The 16,926-nt window shown below is 44.6% G+C and carries 17 protein-coding genes and 1 tRNA gene; 9 read left to right on the plus strand and 9 right to left on the minus strand.

Annotated elements, in window-relative coordinates; translation table 11 throughout:
• Positions 1-545 precede the first annotated feature (545 nt).
• The 5 genes from HGH47_RS02400 (at position 546) to HGH47_RS02420 (ending at position 6,645) form a co-directional block, all read left to right on the plus strand.
• On the plus strand, positions 546-2,147 hold the full coding sequence (locus tag HGH47_RS02400) for a peptide ABC transporter substrate-binding protein (RefSeq protein WP_212565456.1): 1,602 nt from the start codon (positions 546-548) through the stop codon (positions 2,145-2,147).
• 328 nt (positions 2,148-2,475) lie between these two features.
• Entirely contained in the window at positions 2,476-3,405 is a 930-nt protein-coding gene (oppB, locus tag HGH47_RS02405) for an oligopeptide ABC transporter permease OppB (RefSeq protein WP_212565455.1), read from the plus strand.
• Between the two features lie 7 nt (positions 3,406-3,412).
• Positions 3,413-4,513 (plus strand): ABC transporter permease, encoded by a 1,101-nt coding sequence (locus HGH47_RS02410; RefSeq protein WP_212565454.1) that lies wholly within the window; start codon positions 3,413-3,415, stop codon positions 4,511-4,513.
• 2 nt (positions 4,514-4,515) lie between these two features.
• Entirely contained in the window at positions 4,516-5,622 is a 1,107-nt protein-coding gene (locus HGH47_RS02415; RefSeq protein WP_432910130.1) for an ABC transporter ATP-binding protein, read from the plus strand.
• 12 nt (positions 5,623-5,634) lie between these two features.
• Positions 5,635-6,645, plus strand: coding sequence for an ABC transporter ATP-binding protein (locus HGH47_RS02420; RefSeq protein WP_432910134.1), 1,011 nt, complete (start codon positions 5,635-5,637; stop codon positions 6,643-6,645).
• A gap of 407 nt (positions 6,646-7,052) precedes the next feature.
• On the opposite strand, the gene sppA is transcribed toward HGH47_RS02420, so the two are convergent.
• Both sppA and HGH47_RS02430 read right to left on the minus strand, forming a co-directional pair.
• Positions 7,053-8,876, minus strand: a complete 1,824-nt coding sequence (sppA, locus tag HGH47_RS02425) for a signal peptide peptidase SppA (RefSeq protein ID WP_212565451.1) — start codon at positions 8,874-8,876, stop codon at positions 7,053-7,055.
• Between the two features lie 165 nt (positions 8,877-9,041).
• A tRNA-Leu gene (locus tag HGH47_RS02430) sits at positions 9,042-9,125 on the minus strand.
• A gap of 81 nt (positions 9,126-9,206) precedes the next feature.
• On the opposite strand from HGH47_RS02430, the gene HGH47_RS02435 reads away from it, so the two are divergent.
• The 4 genes from HGH47_RS02435 (at position 9,207) to HGH47_RS02450 (ending at position 11,276) form a co-directional block, all read left to right on the plus strand.
• Positions 9,207-9,689 carry a flagellar basal body-associated FliL family protein gene (locus tag HGH47_RS02435; RefSeq protein ID WP_432910139.1) on the plus strand — a complete coding sequence of 161 codons (483 nt, stop codon included), beginning with the start codon at positions 9,207-9,209 and terminating at the stop codon, positions 9,687-9,689.
• A 66-nt stretch (positions 9,690-9,755) separates the two neighbouring features.
• Positions 9,756-10,127 carry a hypothetical protein gene (locus tag HGH47_RS02440; protein ID WP_212565450.1) on the plus strand — a complete coding sequence of 124 codons (372 nt, stop codon included), beginning with the start codon at positions 9,756-9,758 and terminating at the stop codon, positions 10,125-10,127.
• A gap of 3 nt (positions 10,128-10,130) precedes the next feature.
• Positions 10,131-10,778 (plus strand): RNA polymerase sigma factor, encoded by a 648-nt coding sequence (locus HGH47_RS02445; protein ID WP_432910142.1) that lies wholly within the window; start codon positions 10,131-10,133, stop codon positions 10,776-10,778.
• A gap of 21 nt (positions 10,779-10,799) precedes the next feature.
• The gene (locus HGH47_RS02450; protein WP_206181370.1) at positions 10,800-11,276 is read left to right on the plus strand and encodes a hypothetical protein; all 477 of its coding nucleotides are present in this window, start codon (positions 10,800-10,802) and stop codon (positions 11,274-11,276) included.
• A gap of 134 nt (positions 11,277-11,410) precedes the next feature.
• On the opposite strand, the gene HGH47_RS02455 is transcribed toward HGH47_RS02450, so the two are convergent.
• From HGH47_RS02455 to HGH47_RS02485, 7 genes are all read right to left on the minus strand, one after another.
• On the minus strand, positions 11,411-12,547 hold the full coding sequence (locus HGH47_RS02455) for an energy-coupling factor ABC transporter ATP-binding protein (RefSeq protein WP_432910146.1): 1,137 nt from the start codon (positions 12,545-12,547) through the stop codon (positions 11,411-11,413).
• Between the two features lie 20 nt (positions 12,548-12,567).
• A complete protein-coding gene (locus tag HGH47_RS02460; RefSeq protein WP_432910149.1) occupies positions 12,568-12,867 on the minus strand; it encodes an ATP-binding cassette domain-containing protein in 300 nt (99 codons plus the stop codon).
• 2 nt (positions 12,868-12,869) lie between these two features.
• Positions 12,870-13,529: an energy-coupling factor transporter transmembrane component T family protein gene (locus HGH47_RS02465; protein ID WP_212565449.1), complete on the minus strand. Its 660-nt coding sequence runs from the start codon at positions 13,527-13,529 to the stop codon at positions 12,870-12,872.
• A 2-nt stretch (positions 13,530-13,531) separates the two neighbouring features.
• Complete coding sequence (locus HGH47_RS02470) at positions 13,532-14,119, minus strand: MptD family putative ECF transporter S component (RefSeq protein ID WP_016518357.1); 588 nt, start codon at positions 14,117-14,119, stop codon at positions 13,532-13,534.
• A gap of 672 nt (positions 14,120-14,791) precedes the next feature.
• A complete protein-coding gene (locus HGH47_RS02475; RefSeq protein WP_230974452.1) occupies positions 14,792-14,962 on the minus strand; it encodes a helix-turn-helix domain-containing protein in 171 nt (56 codons plus the stop codon).
• 136 nt (positions 14,963-15,098) lie between these two features.
• On the minus strand, positions 15,099-15,905 hold the full coding sequence (locus tag HGH47_RS02480) for an AraC family transcriptional regulator (protein WP_230974451.1): 807 nt from the start codon (positions 15,903-15,905) through the stop codon (positions 15,099-15,101).
• 4 nt (positions 15,906-15,909) lie between these two features.
• Positions 15,910-16,908 carry a cobalt transporter gene (locus HGH47_RS02485; protein WP_432910155.1) on the minus strand — a complete coding sequence of 333 codons (999 nt, stop codon included), beginning with the start codon at positions 16,906-16,908 and terminating at the stop codon, positions 15,910-15,912.
• Positions 16,909-16,926 lie beyond the last annotated feature (18 nt).

The raw sequence follows: 16,926 nt of genomic DNA on the forward strand, positions 1-16,926 counted from the left end.
TTCTGCTTAATACGCGCGGCTTCCGTGCCGCTACTGAAAATCCTCAACGTATCAAAAGCGGCACGGATGCCGCTGGTTCCCAGCAGTAGCGATGTTTTTGTGCAGCAAAAACTCGCGTTCAAAAATTGACAAGGAAGTCAATTTTTGAACTTGCCACGGACGGCGGTGGTTCTATTCAGTAACGTGTTTGCAGGACAAACGCATCGGACAGGATAGATAAGAATCGCAGAATACTGAGGCTGTGAGACCATTTGAGCCGCAGTCAGAACTGCCAAGGATGGCAGAGGTGATAAACAGAAACCGGTTTTTGAAAAAACCGGCAGCCAAGGAATTGACACGGATGGCAATTCCTTGGCGTTATTCCGGTTGAACAGCCTCAGTATTCTGCGGGATACTCAAAAAAGTGTCTGATGCGTTTGTCTTGGCAGAAAATGCAAAAATATACGGTTTTTCCTGATTTACTGTATAAATATACTTGATATAATGACAAGATTATGTATAATTAAATAATATCACTCACTATAACTTAAAAGGAGAAGTAGAGTATGAAGCGTAAAATGGTATGCTTATTAACTGCTTTGGTAAGCGTCGCGCTGATTTTAGCAAGCTGCGGCGGGCAGAGCGGTGAAAAAACTTCAGCAGCCGGTAATGCCAATGCGGAATTTATTATCGGTAACGGCGCTGAACCGCAGAGCTTGGATCCTGCAAAAATTCAGGGTGTGCCCGAACACCGCATCAATATGGCGTTGTTTGAAGGCTTGGTAACGTATGATCCCAAAACCGGTAATCCGATACCGGGTGTTGCAGAATCGTGGGATATCAGTGAGGATGGCATGACCTATACCTTCCACCTACGTAATGCAGAATGGAGTGACGGTACGCCGATTACCGCACAGACCTTTGTCGATTCATGGTTGCGTACACTTGCCCCTGAAACAGGTTCACAATACGCCTTTATGATTAGTTTAATCGTAAAGGGAGCGGAAGATTACAACACCGGTAAGGCGGATGCTTCTGCTGTTGCAATTAAAGCTGTGGATGATAAGACCTTTGAAGTACAACTGACCGGTCCGGCGCCTTATGCGGCCGATGTTATTGCACACTATGCTTTCAATGCAGTGCCGATGCATACAATTGAAAAATTTGGCGCCGACTGGATTAAACCCGGCAACTTTGTTGGAAACGGTCCCTTTGTGCTTGAATCATGGGTACCTCAGGAAAAAGTTACCGTTGTGCCGAACGAGAAATATTGGAATAAGGAAAATATTCATCTTTCACGCATAACGTTCTTACCGATCGAAGACAGTAATACGTCTTTTGAAAAATATAAGGCCGGAGAGATAGATTGGGATACCGGTATTCCTGTTCCCCGTATCGATGAAGTGAAGCAGCTGCCCGACTATCAGGTAGCGCCCCAGCTTTCTACCTATTACTACATCTTTAACGTAAAACGCGGTCCGTTGCAGGATGTTCGTGTACGTAAGGCATTAACAATGGCTTTAGACCGTGAGGAATTGGTGGAAAAGGTAACAAAAGCAGGTCAGCTTGCAACTCGTTCTATCGTTCCTCCGATGGCAGGTTATACACCCGGTGAAGGCGCAGGCTACGACCCTGAGCAAGCGAAAAAGCTTCTTGCAGAGGCTGGATATCCCGACGGAAAAGGGTTCCCTGTAATGACGGTTATTTACAATACGCTGGAAGGTCATAAACTCATTGCTGAATATGTACAGGCGTCGTGGAAGCGTAACCTCGGTATCGATATTAAGATTCAGAATTATGAATGGAAAACATTCCTCGATATGCGTAATCAGCATGATTTCGATATTTCCCGTGCCGGATGGGTTGGCGACTATCAGGATCCCAACACCTTCTTGGAACTGTTTATAACCGGCAGCGGCAATAACGATGGCGAATACAGCAATCCTAAGTTCGATGAATTGATCCGTAAAGCTGCTACTATGAAAGGTGGGGCGGAACGCTTCCAAGTGTTGCACGATGCAGAAACTGTGTTCTTAACCGAAGATCAGGGAATATTGCCGATGTATTCGTATGTCAGCCAGAACCTTATCGACACGACCAAGTGGGAAGGCTGGTATACCAATCCGCAGAATATTAATCCGTATGTCGGTATTAAGAAAGTAAAATAACAAGACATTAACAGCCGTAAGGTTTGGGTGTCTACATGCTGCCGGATTATCTCGTAATTGATAGTCCGGCGGCATATCGGGAGCTTCTAGAAATAAAAATTTTTAGGGCTGCCTTACAGCTCTGCAGGTTATCTGCCGGCAGAGCTTCTTTATATATTTTAGTGGAGTATTGATATTATTCGTAAGGATACCGGTTTGTTATAATGAACGGAGAATCGGTGTTTCTTTTTTAATCCTGTCAATGCTTCCGTAAACACGCACGAATAGCAGGAAACAACTAACATTGTTTTTAACGGTTTCCTGAATCCTAAAAGTATTTGGGGGAAGCATGATTCGATTTATCATACGCCGGTTAATCAGCTTGATTCCGACGCTTTTTTTAATTGTAACATTCAGCTTTTTTATCATGAAAGTTGCGCCCGGGGGACCTTTTTCCGCTGAACGGAATCCGCCGCCTGAGGTGCTTGCAAACATCAATAAGGTCTATCATTTGGATGAACCGATTCCGAAGCAGTATGTGCGGTATTTGGGGAATATGCTGCGGGGAGATCTCGGTCCGTCGTTCAGATATAAAGATTATACCGTCAATGACTTAATCGGCAATACAATGCCGAATTCGCTTATTCTCGGTATTACGGCTCTTTGCAGCGCGCTCTTTTTCGGCTTGCTGGTGGGACTTATTTCTGCGGTAAAGCGGAATTCGATTGCCGACTATGCGGCGATGTCCGTAGCGGTTATCGGTATTTCGGTGCCGCTGTTTGTTGTCGGTCCGCTTTTGATGCTTCTTTTTGCGGTAAAATTAAAATGGTTACCGACCTCCGGCTGGATTACCGGTCGTCAAGGGCTTAAAACGCTGATTATGCCGGCGCTTGCGCTGTCGTTACCGTATTTTGCGTACATTGCCCGCCTTTCCCGCGCCAGTGTGTTGGAGGTGCTGCGCTCGGATTATATCCGTACGGCGTATGCAAAGGGGCTTTCGTATCCTGTCGTACTCTTTAAGCACGCCTTAAAGGGTGCAATGCTGCCGGTTATCAGTTATCTTGGGCCTGCCTTTGCCGGTATTATCACCGGCTCCGTTGTTATCGAAAGAATATTTTTAGTTCCCGGCCTCGGTACCTTTTTTGTACAGTCCGCCCTCAACCGCGACTATACGCTGATTATGGGAACGGTAATTATGTATTCCGTTATTTTGATTTTAATGAATTTTGTTGTTGATATTCTCTATGCGGTTATCGATCCCCGCATTTCATATAAGTGAGGCTAAGATGGACGTTAAACAAACGGACGGCACAAACCAAACTCAGGAAGCTACACCGGTTAAAACGAAGGGTGGACTTCCGGTTAATGAATTCAACCAATCGATGAAGCCGATATCCCTCTGGGATGACGCATGGCGACGCCTGAAAAAAAATAAGATGGCGCTTACCGGATTGTTTATTGTCGGTTTTTACGCAGTGCTTTCGCTTTTAGCGCCGCTTCTGCCGATCTATTCTTATTCCGAGCAGACGATTATCCACCAAAACTTGCCTCCTTCTCTTAGTAAGGCCGGGGATATGATGGTGCGCGTTCTCCGTGCGGATATGATGCGTACGGCAAAAAAAGAAGGGCGCGCTGACCTTTCCGAAAAACAAAAGGAAGAGTTGGCTGCTTTACAGCGGGAAGTAACGAACAATCCGGTGCATAACCGCCGCTATCTTTTAGGTACGGATGCGCTCGGGCGGGATATGTTTGCCCGTGTCGTATATGGCGGCCGCATTTCCATTATGATCGGATTGATCGGTACGATTACCTCGCTTTTTATCGGGGTACTGGTCGGCGCGGTCAGCGGTTATTTCGGCGGCTGGCTCGATAACGTATTGATGCGCTTTGTCGATATTATGTACGGTTTGCCGTATATGCTTGTCGTTATCATTATGATGGCGATCTTGGGGCAGAATATCGTCATCCTGTTTGTCGCGATTGCGCTTGTTTCGTGGCTGACTATCGCGCGCGTTGTACGCGGGCAGGTTATCAGCTTAAAGAATGCCGAATTCGTCGAAGCCGCCCGTTCGATGGGGGCTTCTACGCCGCGAATTATTTTTAAACATATTTTACCGAACACGCTCGGTATCATCATCATTTACTCAACACTTTCCATTCCGGGCTTTATTATGAACGAGAGTTTTCTGTCGTTCTTAGGACTCGGTGTTTCGGCACCCCGTGCTTCATGGGGCTCGCTTGTGTCCGATGGTGTAAACGTAATGACGCTCTATCCGTGGCAGCTGTTGGTTCCGGCAATCGCAATGACGGTTTTCTTATTTGCAATGAACTTTCTCGGCGACGGCCTCCGCGATGCCTTCGATCCTCAGAGTAAAAATAGGGTGTAACGATGAATAATCAAAAATCAGACGAGAAGATCTTACAGGTTAAAAATTTACAAACGTGGTTCTGGACTGATGCCGGTATCGTAAAGGCTGTCGACGGTGTTTCTTTCGATTTGCATAAACGCGAAATGCTGGCGATTGTCGGCGAGTCCGGTTCGGGAAAGAGTGTAACCAACTTAGCGATTATGAACCTGATTCCTAATCCTCCGGGGAAAATTATCGGCGGAGAGGTGTGGTTCGGCGGCAAAGACGTGCTCAAGATGGATAAGCAAGAGATTAGGCAGTTGCGGGGAAATAAAATCTCGATGATTTTCCAAGACCCGATGACGAGTCTTAATCCCTTTTTAAAAATCTCTACGCAGATGATCGAAACGATTCGGCTGCATCAGGGCTTATCGAAGAAAGATGCGCGCGACCGGGCAATCGAAATGCTCAAGCTTGTCGGCATTCCGGCGGCGGAAAAACGGGTGGACTGCTATCCGCACCAGTTCTCAGGCGGTATGCGTCAGCGCGTTATGATTGCAATGGGATTAAGCTGCGACCCCGAAGTGCTGATTGCCGACGAGCCGACCAGCGCGTTGGACGTTACCATTCAGGCACAGATTTTGGACTTAATCGGGGACTTGAGCGCCCGGCTCGGTACTGCCGTTATCTTGATTACACACTCGCTCGGATTGGTGGCCGGTATGTGCGATCGCGTATGTGTTATGTATGCGGGACGCATTGTAGAGCAGGGCGGGGTGGATGAATTGTTTGCAAATCCTGCGCATCCCTATACGCGCGGCTTGATTAAGTCGGTACCGCGTATGGACAAAAAAAATGCCGGACGGCTCTTTTCCATCAGCGGACAACCGCCGAACGTCATCGACTTGCCGCCGTGCTGTCCGTTCTATCCGCGCTGCAGTGAAGCGATGCCGCAGTGTAAGACGGAGTACCCCGCTTCATACAGTCTTTCGCCCAGTCACCGCACGAGCTGCTGGCTCTATCAGTCGGAAAACGCTGCCAAGGAATCGGCCGCCGTATCCCAAGGTTCGACACAAGGCGGAGAGGCTGTTTCGGTTGCTTCCGTATCGAACAATGGCACCGCTGAAGCTGCGGAAAATAACGAATAGGAGGCGCTTATCATGGAAGAAAAATATAACGAATCGGAAGCATTATTGACCGTCAAGGATTTAAAGATGCATTTTCCGTTTGCGGAAGGCGGCCTCTTTTCTCGTAAGAAAGGCGCTATCCGTGCGGTGGATGGTATCAGTTTTTCGGTCAAAAAGGGTGAAACGCTCGGTCTTGTCGGGGAGTCCGGTTGCGGAAAATCAACCGCAGCCCGCGCCATTGCGCAGCTGTATACCCCGACATCGGGTTCCGTCCTGTTTAAGGGGATGGAGCTTGCCGGTTGTTCACACCACACGCTGATGCAGGCGCGAAAAGATATGCAGATGGTATTCCAAGATCCGTATGCATCGCTGAACCCGCGTATGACGGCAGGAAATATTATCGCGGAACCGATGCGGATTTTAACGAAACGCGGCATCCTTTCGTATACCCAAAAAGAAATTGATGACCGTGTCGAGGTGTTAATGGAAAAGGTTGGACTTTCCCGCTTTTTCCGCAACCGGTACCCGCATGAGTTTTCAGGCGGGCAGCGGCAGCGTATCGGTATTGCCCGTGCGCTTGCACTTCAGCCGGAGTTGATCCTTGCAGACGAGCCGGTCAGTGCGCTCGACGTGTCTATCCAAGCGCAGATTCTTAACCTCTTTAAGGATTTGCAGGATGAATTCGGGCTTACCTATGTGTTTATCGCGCACGACCTTGCCGTTATTCAGTATATTTCCACGCGGGTTGCGGTTATGTACCTCGGCGTTATCGTAGAAATTGCCGATGCCGAAGAGCTTTACTCAAAGCCGCTGCACCCGTACACGGAAGCGCTCCTGTCTGCAGCGCCTATCCCCGATCCCGAAATTGAGCGTAAGCGCAAGCGCATTATCCTGTCGGGTGACGTACCGTCTCCTGCGGAAAAGCGTACAGGTTGCTATTTTTACGATCGCTGCCCCAAGCGTATGGAGCACTGCAAAAACACTATCCCGCAGCTGAAAGACAAAGGAAACGGCCACCAAGTTGCGTGTTTCCTTTGCGAATAAGCTTTCTACCCTACAAAAAGCCGCCGCCGCTTTCGGCAAGCAGCTGAAAATTGCAATGTTGTAAGTAAAAAAACATTACCAATTACAAATTAAATCGACCGTCCTCAAGTTGGAGAAGATTCCGGCATGGGGGCGTTTTTTTTGTGTGTTCGTAATTAAAATGGAAATTTTTTCTTGAGATTCTTAGCTATTTTTGTATCTGTGCTTCTGCATGAAACCACCGCCATCCATATTGCGGTACTGAAACGAGTTAGTGTTAAAACCATCACTTCTTAGCTTTTATTTTCAGAACTATGTCTTGAAACAAAGGCGGGTTCTTAGGGCAGAGCCCTAAGCCGTTATTTTTCTTTTTAGGGGTCGTAGGGGATATTTTTCTTTTTGTCGGAAAAAAAGAAAAATATCTCCTACTATCTTTCTTCCATCGGCGCTTTGATGGGAGTGTATACGTAAAAGCCTTTTTTTGACCGCAGTCCGAAAAGTTCGTGCAGCACTTGCAGATCGGCGGTTTTATAGAATCGGGCATTTTCGGCAAGCAGCGTCTTTAAGATTTCGTCGGTTACAGGCGGTTCTTTGTATAAAACCTTGAGCGAATACGTTTCCTTTATGCCTGTCTTTGTCGCGGCATAATTGACGGCATCGATAAAACCGCCAAGCTCATCGGCAAGCTGCAGCTCCTTCGCCTGCGTACCGGAATAAATTTTCCCTTGAGCTAATTCTTCGACCGTCGCACGCGGGAGATTTCTGCCCTGCGCGACCTTATCTAAAAAGATTGAGTATGTGTGCATCACTTCCAATTCGGCTTGCGTTTTTTCTTCGTCGGTCGGATTGCGGAAAATGGAATAGGGCATACGACCGGAAGCACTCACCCCATCTACATGAATTCCGAAGTATTCTTGTACCGCTTTTTGGATAGATGGTGAAACGGCAAAGACACCGATTGAACCGGTAATGGTATAGGGTGAGCAAAAAATATAGTCGGCGGAAGAAGCAATCCAATATGCTCCTGAGGCTGCTATATCGCCCATCGACACGACAACAGGCTTGCCGATTTTTTTTGAGAGCCATTCCACGCTTCTCCGTATATCTTCAGAGGCATTTACCTCTCCGCCGCCCGAATCAATCCGCAATACTACTGCTTTAATTGAATCGTCATCGGCTGCTTCATCGAATAAATCGATGAGGGTAGGACTATCCGCATTATCGGCAGTATTGCCGGTAGTTCCCGTAATCGATCCGGTTAAATAGATGACACCGATTTGATTATCCGTTTCTTTCTTTTTAAAAGACTTATTATAGCTATTGTAATCGATATAATCCCGTGAAGAAAGATTATATGTTTCCTCATCCAATACGCCGAGTTCAACACCGCATTCTTCATACGTACCGATATCGGTTATCAGGTTTGCATCCGCTGCCGCTTGCGCGCTGTCTCCGTTTACCTTTCTTAGTGCGTCGTTATAGTTTACCGTATATGTTTCAAAAAGGCTTGCATCAGCGGCTCTATTTGCGGCTATGTCTTGTAGGTATGTGTGCCATAAGTCTTTCAATACGGATAGATGATTGTTACGCACTCCGGTAGACATTTCGGTACGCGAATATGTTTCAGCCATCGATTTAAAAGCTCCGGCATGAGCAACATTCCATCGAACGCCGAGCTTATGTTCCATTTCACCGTAAAAAAGCGATTCGGTATAAAAGCCCGATAGGTCCACCTCGCCCATCGGATCAAGGTAGATATGGTCGGCAAAAGAGGCAATGTAATAGCGCCCTAATCCGTAGCTTGTTGAAAATGCGTAGAGCGGTTTATTGGAATCTTTATATTCGATTAATGCGGTTTTTAATTCTGTAAAATGACCTGTGGAAATACCGTAGAGTCCGGTAAGGTCGAGCAAAACTGCCGTGATACGCCGGTCATGTGCGGCATGGCGTAAGGCGTCGGTAATATCCGATAAAAGAATTGCATCGGAGGCTGTATCCGGCAGTAGATAATTCCGCCAGATAAATTCATCGGGCTTTTCGGTCAGGCGTCCTGCAGGATTAATCAATAAAACGGAATCTGCATAAACCGTTACACGGGTGTTTTTCGGTTTGCCTGTACTGTCATTATATTTATACAACGCTGCAACAAATAAAAAGAGCAGAACAAAAAAAATGATATTGAGAATAATTAAACGAATAAGATTTAAACCGCGAAAGAGCGAATAAAAGAAGCCGTGTTTTTTATCTTTCATAGTGAACTCCTCTCTGATGCAACGCTTTCGTAAAAGTTTTTAAAGCTATTTTGTTAAAGCTATTATCGAATGAAAAGCTTCTGCTGTGTGGCTTTGATTGAGAGGTATTGGTGAGCGGTTATTCGGCGGTATCTATTGTATACGTTCCGTATCTGATAGAAGGACTGCCCTGGGGGGGACTTGAACCCCCATGCCCGTGAAAGCACTAGTACCTGAAACTAGCGTGTCTACCAATTCCACCACCGGGGCAAAAAGCGCGTTGCAATGAGCCTATTATAGATAAAAAGAGGCTTTTGTCAATCGTTTTTTTTTGATATACTCATCATAAATATGAGCGTATATCCGTCGGACAAACTATTTAAATTGTTGCGAATTGTTATCATTATGCTGATTGCCGCTATTGTAATCGGAACAGTCGTCGCTTTTGTCAAAAAGACAAAAGACCGAGCTTCCGTCCGGCAGGAGGAAGAAGCGGAAGCGGGTACCGCCTATATCCCTCCTAAAGAATATGCGTTATACGGCGATCTCGGTCAGCTGCGTGCCGTTACAGCCGATAATCCGCCGATTACCGTTGTTATAAAACCGTTCCTTGAATATAAGGCGTCCGATACGGCGTTTCAGGAAGAATTGGTTACGAAAAAAGAAGCGCTTAAAAAAAGCATACTCGACTGGTTCTCGCTCGAAAGCGCATATCGGCTCAGCAGCGAGTTACCGCAGGATATAAAACAGACGCTTATGGAACGGATAAACAAGCAGCTCGTATTGGGAAAGATACATAATATCTATTTTGAAGAATTTGTTATTCTTTATTAAAACAAGAACAACCTTTAAAAACTTCGGTGAGTTTTTGAGTGTTTATTTGCGGAGGAAGCAGTAAAAATGGTTGCAGTACAGATTATTATCGCCGTTATTCCGATTGTTGGGATTGTGATGGGAAGTGTTTTGGTCTTTTTTTATTTTTTATGGCGGCATAAGCAGATTATGCTTCAAATTAAGACAAATACCTATATCCGTCCTGCCGTTAATATTCGCCTTTTTTGCTTACTGTTAGGTATTATGCTGACCGTTATCGGCTGTGTATTATTCGGTTTGTTCTATTTTATTGCCGGAGTTGGGTATATTTTACTCGGAGGTCTAATTCCGCTCGCGCTTGGTATTAGCCTTACGCTCTTTTATGTAATTACCCGCCACAGTTGGGGTAGTGAAGTACGAAAGCCTGTTGCTTTGCCGGAAGGAAAAACGGAGGGATAGGCAATGAATATGACAACCGATTATGCCGCCGTTTATAAAAAAGAAGGGCTTAATCAAACGCTGCGGGATTACGAAGTGTGCAAAGCGGTATTAAACGGCAATACGCAAGCCTTTGCCGTATTAGTGGCGCAATATCAAAAACGGGTCTATATGCTTGGGCTGAGTTTTTTTGACAATACCGATGATTGTGAAGATTTTGTGCAAGACGTGATGTTGAAGGCATACGCTGCACTTGGGACGTTCCGCGCTGAGGCTCCGTTTGCGACATGGCTGATGCGTATCGCCTATAATACAGCCATTAACTCGGCTAAAAAACGACGGAGCTATGCCTCACTTGCTGATGGTACTGAAATTGAGTATCGGGGAGATAATCCCGAAGAAAAACATTTGAATGAATGTATCATTTTGTCAGTGCGTGAGGCGGTAAACAGTTTACCCGATAATTACCGTATTTGTATCGACCTTTATTTTTTTTACGATATGAGCTATACCGACATTGCGGCTATTACCGAACTGCCGTTGAATACGATAAAATCTCATATCTTCCGTGCAAAGAAAATTTTACGGGAATATTTGAAAGAAGACCGGACGATTTTTGAGTACACCCATCGGGATACGATGTTCCCGTATCCGGTTGTTGCGCACAATTAGCAATTAATGGATGGAGATTCTATGAATTGTGATATTTTTCAAGATCAGTATCTTTTACTTGATAAAAACGAATCGTTGCCGACAGGGCTCAAGATGCATCTTTTATGCTGTACGTCATGTAGGCAAGCCGTTAATCGGATGGTTGCTGGAGAGAATGTTCAGCGGCAGATATTGCGTACACCTATTGCAGCGGATGAGCGGATGTTTGCTGCGACAATGAACGCAATACACTTACTGAATAAACAGACTGTTCCAGCTGTCTCTCGGCAGGAGAAAAATAAGTCGCTGCTTCCTTGGCTCGCTGTTGGTGTCTTTTTGATTACCGGATTTATCTTTTTGCCGTTCAGCGATATCGGAAAAATCGGTTTAAGCCAATTCGGCGATTCTTTCTGCATCTCATTTGCGCTTTTATGCGCGGGCAGTATTATTACCTATTCTGCCGTATTCCTTGCAAAGAACTTGGTATTTTTTACCGAAAAATTTACGCGGCAAGTGTAAGGCAGAGTACAAGGTAAGCCGATTTTAAGAATTCGTTTTGCACCTAGCTGATTTTATGAGCTGTATTTATAATCCGCGGCTTTAATACAGAGTCGACCTGTTCTGAAACGGAAGTTTCCGAACAGGTTTGGTGTTTATTCCTGCTGCAAAATGTTCAATATCTTTTCTTTATCGCTTGCAGCAGTGTATTCCGTAAATGAATTCCCGTTTAAGTGTAATACAATACTGCAAATCTCCATTAAAAATTCATAGTCGTGAGAAATAACAATAACGATTTTATCTTGTGCTTGCAATTCTCGCATTTTATCGGCTATAAGGCGCATATTCTTTCCGTCTAAGCCGCTCGTCGGTTCGTCGAAAATATACGCGTCTCTTTTTAATAATGAGACGGCGGCGATTGCTAGTCGTTGTTTTTGTCCACCGGAGAGGATTTGCGGATGTGTATCCGCAACGGTATCTAAACAGTAATCTTTTAGGATTTCAGCAGTGTCGGCGGCGGGATCGTTTAATCGCAGTTCTTCTGCAGCGGAAACTTCAAAAAGATTACTGTCAAGGTTATTTGACAAATAGTATATCGTTTTCCTCCGTGTACGGCTGTTGAGTTTTATGTCATTGCAGCTGTCTTTTCCGCACGAAGAAATACTGCCGTGTTTTTCACGCAGCAGTCCGCTCAGTACTTTTGCGAAGGTGCTTTTACCGGCGCCGTTACCGCCGATGATGCCGTATATCGTGCCGCTTATAAAACAATAGCTTAAATTTTCCAGTAACGATTGTCTGTTGTATGAAAAAGAGATGTTATCGATTGTTAGGCGCCGTGTTCCGGATATTGTTTTTCCGTGCGGTTCAATACGGTCAAGGGAATATAAGCGTAAACCCTGCTGCTGAAAAAATTCAACCGGTGAATGTTCAAATATTTCCTTTGTATAGCAGCGGATAATTTTTCCGTCTTCTATGTAATAATACCGATCGATGATATCTTTGAGATAGTAGATTCGATGTTCGGAAACGATAAGCGTTTTTCCTTTCTTCTTTAACAAAGCCATTAATCGTTTTAGCGCTTCCACACTTGTCATATCGAGATTTGCAGAAGGTTCATCAAATACATAGACCGGCGGATCAAGTGCATTGATTGATGCAATCGCGACTTTCTGTCTTTCGCCGCTTGAAAGCTGAAACAGATTTCTTGTTCGTAACGTTTCGCCGTTAATCATACGTAGAGAGTCGGTAATACGCTTGACAATTTCGGTACGTTCGATACCGTAATTTTCCAAGCCGAATGCAATTTCATCTTCTACAACTTCTGCAAAAAACTGACTTTTGGATTTTGAAAAATAGAGCCGATCATCCGCCCTATTTCATATAATTCTTTTTTGCTCGGGTCGATGCCGTTAAGCGATATACTGCCTTCCATTTTGCCTGAAAAAAATGTATAGGCAAGCCCGTTGAGAATTCGCGTTATCGTTGTTTTTCCGCATCCGCTCAATCCGATTAAAGCGACAGCCTCTCCATCTTGTATCTCCATCGTTATATCGTCAAGATTTTCTTTTGACGATTGCGGATATGAATAGTAGATATGATCTAATGTAATCATTTTTAATGCAGTTCCCAATAATATAATCCCGCGGATATAACAAGAGCGATCAGTGTGATAGTCCAATCGACGGCGGTAAATACGATAGCCCGCTTAGAGGTGTGTACTCCGGCAGCGGATATTCCTCGTACTTCCGCAGCAGCAGCTAATTCTTCCGCTGTTTTAGAAGCGGAAAACATCATTGGGATAAAGACATATTCCATTGTTTGCAGCGGTTTTGTTAAGGTAAATAATCCGCGCAATTTTAAAGACTCGATAATCTCTTTAAATTCATTTCCGATAATCGGAAAAAAACGCATCATAAAAATAAAAGACAACGCAATATTTCTATTGATTTTTAATTTGTTTATAACAGCGGTCAATTCTCCCGGCGGTGTTTTAATGATTGGAATAACCGATATAAGCACAGCGATCATTCGAGTGATAATAAATAAAAACATTTCAGGCAGCATTGTGCCTAATCCGTTACCCTTCGAAATAAGCTGTATTGTTTCGACAATGAGTAAAACAAAAACACAGCGGAATATACTGCGATAGTGTTTTTGAAAAACGCTATATGCTGCCAATAAACCGATTAAACAGAAAAATACGGTATTCTTGGAAATAACCGATACCAAAAATACCGTACAAAAGAATACCGCTAATTTAGTACGGAAATCCATACCTAATTTAACAACCCTGTTTTTATAAAATGTTTTTTAAGCATTTTATTGCCGATATAGCAACCGAGCATTGCAGCAATAACGGTAAGGATTAATGAGATTGCAACCCATTTAGGATCGGTATAGTATTGCGTTTGTATATCGATTTGTTCCTTCGAAACACCGGTCTTTACAAAAGCATTATAGAAAAACCAAATTTCGCTCATACCGTGTGTGGCTCGTGTAAGCGAAGTAATAATCCACGCTATGGTAATTCGCTTGCAGTTCCGGTAGCTATCTTTACCCCACATGGAAAGTTCGCCGATAATTCCGCCGACAAAAAACCAAGGAAACATAAACGGTCCCATAAAGACGGTTGTTAAAACAGCATGCAGCGTATTATAAATAAGAACCACGCCCGGTTTATTGACCTTCATTGCCATATACACAAAAAACGGTGCGAGGATAAACGCTGCAAACACGGCATTCAACACCATATTAAAAAATAAGGACGCGCCGGTGATCATCGAGAATGCAATAAACACAACGATCATTATTGCCGAAAAAATACCGATCGTCGCCAAATCCTTTACGGATAACCTATTTGACATAATAATACCTCCTTTAAAATGCAACAGTTGAAGAAACATCAGTTTCTGAAACTTGTCGCATTCGTGCGCGGTAGCGCACATACGATCTGCGATGTTTCGGCAGCAGCCGAAACTCGTCGGTTAAGTTGGGCGACACCATTTTCGCCGCCCAACTTATACCTCCAATTAAAAAGATATTACCATCGGTTTACATTATTGTTCTTTCCGAATCGGACAAGTTGTACCCGATAAGTCGGATAAAGAAGCCCGTCAGTACCGCCACGGACGGCGGAGGTTCCACGCAGCAGCGATGTTTTTGCACAACAAAAACTCGCATTCAAAAATTGACAAGGAAGTCAATTTTTGAACGTGCCACGGATGGCATTGTTCAGAAATGTCCGTCCGTGGACATTTCTGAACTTCGAGTTTTTCATAAGAAAAACTCGATACTGTTTGGAACCACTGACATCCTGTCAGTAAGCAGCGGTTCCAAACAGCGTTAGCGGCGGGAGGGGAATTTTGTACATTTTTCAAAATGTACAAAATTGTACACAACCGTGCAGCAATCTCTGCACGGTTGTACCGATAGCCCCGTACAGAGCGGCCGGTACCTTGCAAGCAGTTGTTTTAGAGCAAGGTACCGGCAACACCCATATAATGATGCTATTTTAAAAAGCGGGTATCTTTTTAGAGCTACCGGATTATTTTTTTATATTCGCTCGGCCGCAGGTTATAGGCTTGCTTAAAGGCTTCCGAAAATTTTGCATGGCTTGAGTAGCCGATTTCCAAAGCAATTTCCGTAATGTTTGCGGAGGAGTTTTTAAGAAGATCGATTGCTTTTTGAAGCCGCGCTTTTTTGACCATTAAAATTGGACAACTGAACAAAGTATCAACTTTGGAAGTTGTTCAATTAGTACGCGATAGCGTACATATAATCTGTGATGTTTGCCGTATGGCAAACTCACCGGTTAACGAGGCAGTCTTATTGCGGCTGCCGAAGTTAAACCAGCGTTTCGTGAATGGTTGTTCCATAAACCGATTTATAGCAGGTTTTCATTGTTGTCGTTTTAATATGAAAGATGGCGGAAAGCTGCGCATAACTGTAGTTTTTATTTGAGTTTTTTATGACAAACTGATGGAGGCGTTTGATAATTTCCCGATTGTTTTTTTGCGCGTATTCACGGTCGATAAAATCGATGCCGCTTTTTAATATGCTTAAATACAAAAACAATTCCTGTATTTTTACTTTTAGATACGGAACGGCAATTTCTTCCGGCACGTGATACATTTCGTGAAATATATGATCAAGTTCGGGCGTTGCTCGTTTCAAAAAGAGGGTTCCGTTCTTACACAGGTGTTCTAAAATGATTCCGTAATCGATACAAAAATACTGCTGCAAGGTGCGGGCTTCTTCTCCTAATTCCGCCGGAATAATGTAAATGCTGATACCGTGATAGTGCCGTATCGGAAACCGAGAATGCTGCGAACAATTTTCTAAAGGATTGATTGCAAAGTCACCGGCATTCATGCTGACCTGTGTTCCGTCTTTTAATATCGATTCAAATGCGCCTTCTCTGCAATGGTTCAGTTCGTATTGCTTGATATTGTTATTGAGCAGATCCGCAGCGGAAGGTGGACATAATGTATCGGTATGGATGTCGTTAAACATAACATTCACACCGGGGAAAATACGATACGATGTAACGTAGCATATTCCGTTCCGTGTTTTGACGGTATGCACTGTTCCGTGCTGTAATTTTTTTACGGTTTTTATATCTCTGCCGTAGAGGTGGTTTAGGTAGTCCATAGAATTACCCTATCACGCTTTTGATGAAGGGAAGTACTGCGGTAAGTGAAAAGATAAAGATTGCACTGTAGGCTGCCAGCGAGAGTACTAATGCGGCTGTTTCGGCATATTTTTGCGTTTTGCCTATCCGTTTAAACAAACGCTGCCGTCCTGTCCATGCGAGGTATGCTGCGACAGTAATCGGAATTGCCATGCCTATCGACATACCGATAACCGCGATGATGCCGATACCTGCCGCATCCAACGTAGAAACCAGTACCAGTACAAGTAAGGCAGCGGGGCAGGGATATATGCCGCTGAGTAAAAAAGCACCCCATTGTATGTTTCCGGCGCTGCTGTACTGCGGGCGGTGGTTTTTATACCGTGCGGAACCGTAGCTGCCGGTATTATACGCCGGTTTGCTGCTTTGCCCGGGTGCGAGTGAGCGGCGGCTGAAACGAAAGCGGGGAAAACGATTGGGAAATATACCGGACAACAAATGGAGGATGGAAGCTACGGAAAGCAGCATCAGCAGAATAAAGGAAAAACCTTCAAGGTAAATTGCTGCAGAGTCGGTATGTGCGGATAATGCGCCGCTCACATTGCGAAAGATAAACAGTAATAGGATGCTCGTTATGCCGTGTAGTCCCGCTAAGATAAGGCTGGTGACGGCAGGTTCCCACGCAGGGGCTTGGCGTGTCAGATAAAATGAAAACACGAGTGTTTTCCGGTGTCCCGGTCCCAGTGCGTGTACAATCCCATAAAAAAAAGCAAGTGCGATAATTGTCCGGAATGCCTGTGCAGAATTTGTCTGTGTCCACTCATAGATGGAGTCGCCGAGTTTTGTATGCAGCTGAGCTTGCCGGTTCACAATAAAATCAGCCGTTTTTTCCGTGCGGATGGGTGCAGGCGTATCTTTTTTGCCGGTAAAGGGGTTTGCCCAGAGCCCGACGGTCATAATACAGAATACAAACAGGATAATTCCGAGCCGTATCGTTTCTACTCCTATGTGTTTCCTTTTCAAATAATATAAAACGTATTT

The organism is Treponema sp. OMZ 805 (genome assembly GCF_050937395.1).
Classification (GTDB): domain Bacteria; phylum Spirochaetota; class Spirochaetia; order Treponematales; family Treponemataceae; genus Treponema.

Bases quoted from the DNA above. Each gene is read 5' to 3' on its own strand.
- HGH47_RS02400 (WP_212565456.1), top strand. From the start codon at position 546: ATGAAGCGTAAAATGGTATGCTTATTAACTGCTTTGGTAAGCGTCGCG.
- oppB (WP_212565455.1), top strand. From the start codon at position 2,476: ATGATTCGATTTATCATACGCCGGTTAATCAGCTTGATTCCGACGCTT.
- HGH47_RS02410 (WP_212565454.1), top strand. From the start codon at position 3,413: ATGGACGTTAAACAAACGGACGGCACAAACCAAACTCAGGAAGCTACA.
- HGH47_RS02415 (WP_432910130.1), top strand. From the start codon at position 4,516: ATGAATAATCAAAAATCAGACGAGAAGATCTTACAGGTTAAAAATTTA.
- HGH47_RS02420 (WP_432910134.1), top strand. From the start codon at position 5,635: ATGGAAGAAAAATATAACGAATCGGAAGCATTATTGACCGTCAAGGAT.
- sppA (WP_212565451.1), bottom strand. From the start codon at position 8,876: ATGAAAGATAAAAAACACGGCTTCTTTTATTCGCTCTTTCGCGGTTTA.
- HGH47_RS02435 (WP_432910139.1), top strand. From the start codon at position 9,207: ATGAGCGTATATCCGTCGGACAAACTATTTAAATTGTTGCGAATTGTT.
- HGH47_RS02440 (WP_212565450.1), top strand. From the start codon at position 9,756: ATGGTTGCAGTACAGATTATTATCGCCGTTATTCCGATTGTTGGGATT.
- HGH47_RS02445 (WP_432910142.1), top strand. From the start codon at position 10,131: ATGAATATGACAACCGATTATGCCGCCGTTTATAAAAAAGAAGGGCTT.
- HGH47_RS02450 (WP_206181370.1), top strand. From the start codon at position 10,800: ATGAATTGTGATATTTTTCAAGATCAGTATCTTTTACTTGATAAAAAC.
- HGH47_RS02460 (WP_432910149.1), bottom strand. From the start codon at position 12,867: ATGATTACATTAGATCATATCTACTATTCATATCCGCAATCGTCAAAA.
- HGH47_RS02465 (WP_212565449.1), bottom strand. From the start codon at position 13,529: ATGGATTTCCGTACTAAATTAGCGGTATTCTTTTGTACGGTATTTTTG.
- HGH47_RS02470 (WP_016518357.1), bottom strand. From the start codon at position 14,119: ATGTCAAATAGGTTATCCGTAAAGGATTTGGCGACGATCGGTATTTTT.
- HGH47_RS02475 (WP_230974452.1), bottom strand. From the start codon at position 14,962: ATGGTCAAAAAAGCGCGGCTTCAAAAAGCAATCGATCTTCTTAAAAAC.
- HGH47_RS02480 (WP_230974451.1), bottom strand. From the start codon at position 15,905: ATGGACTACCTAAACCACCTCTACGGCAGAGATATAAAAACCGTAAAA.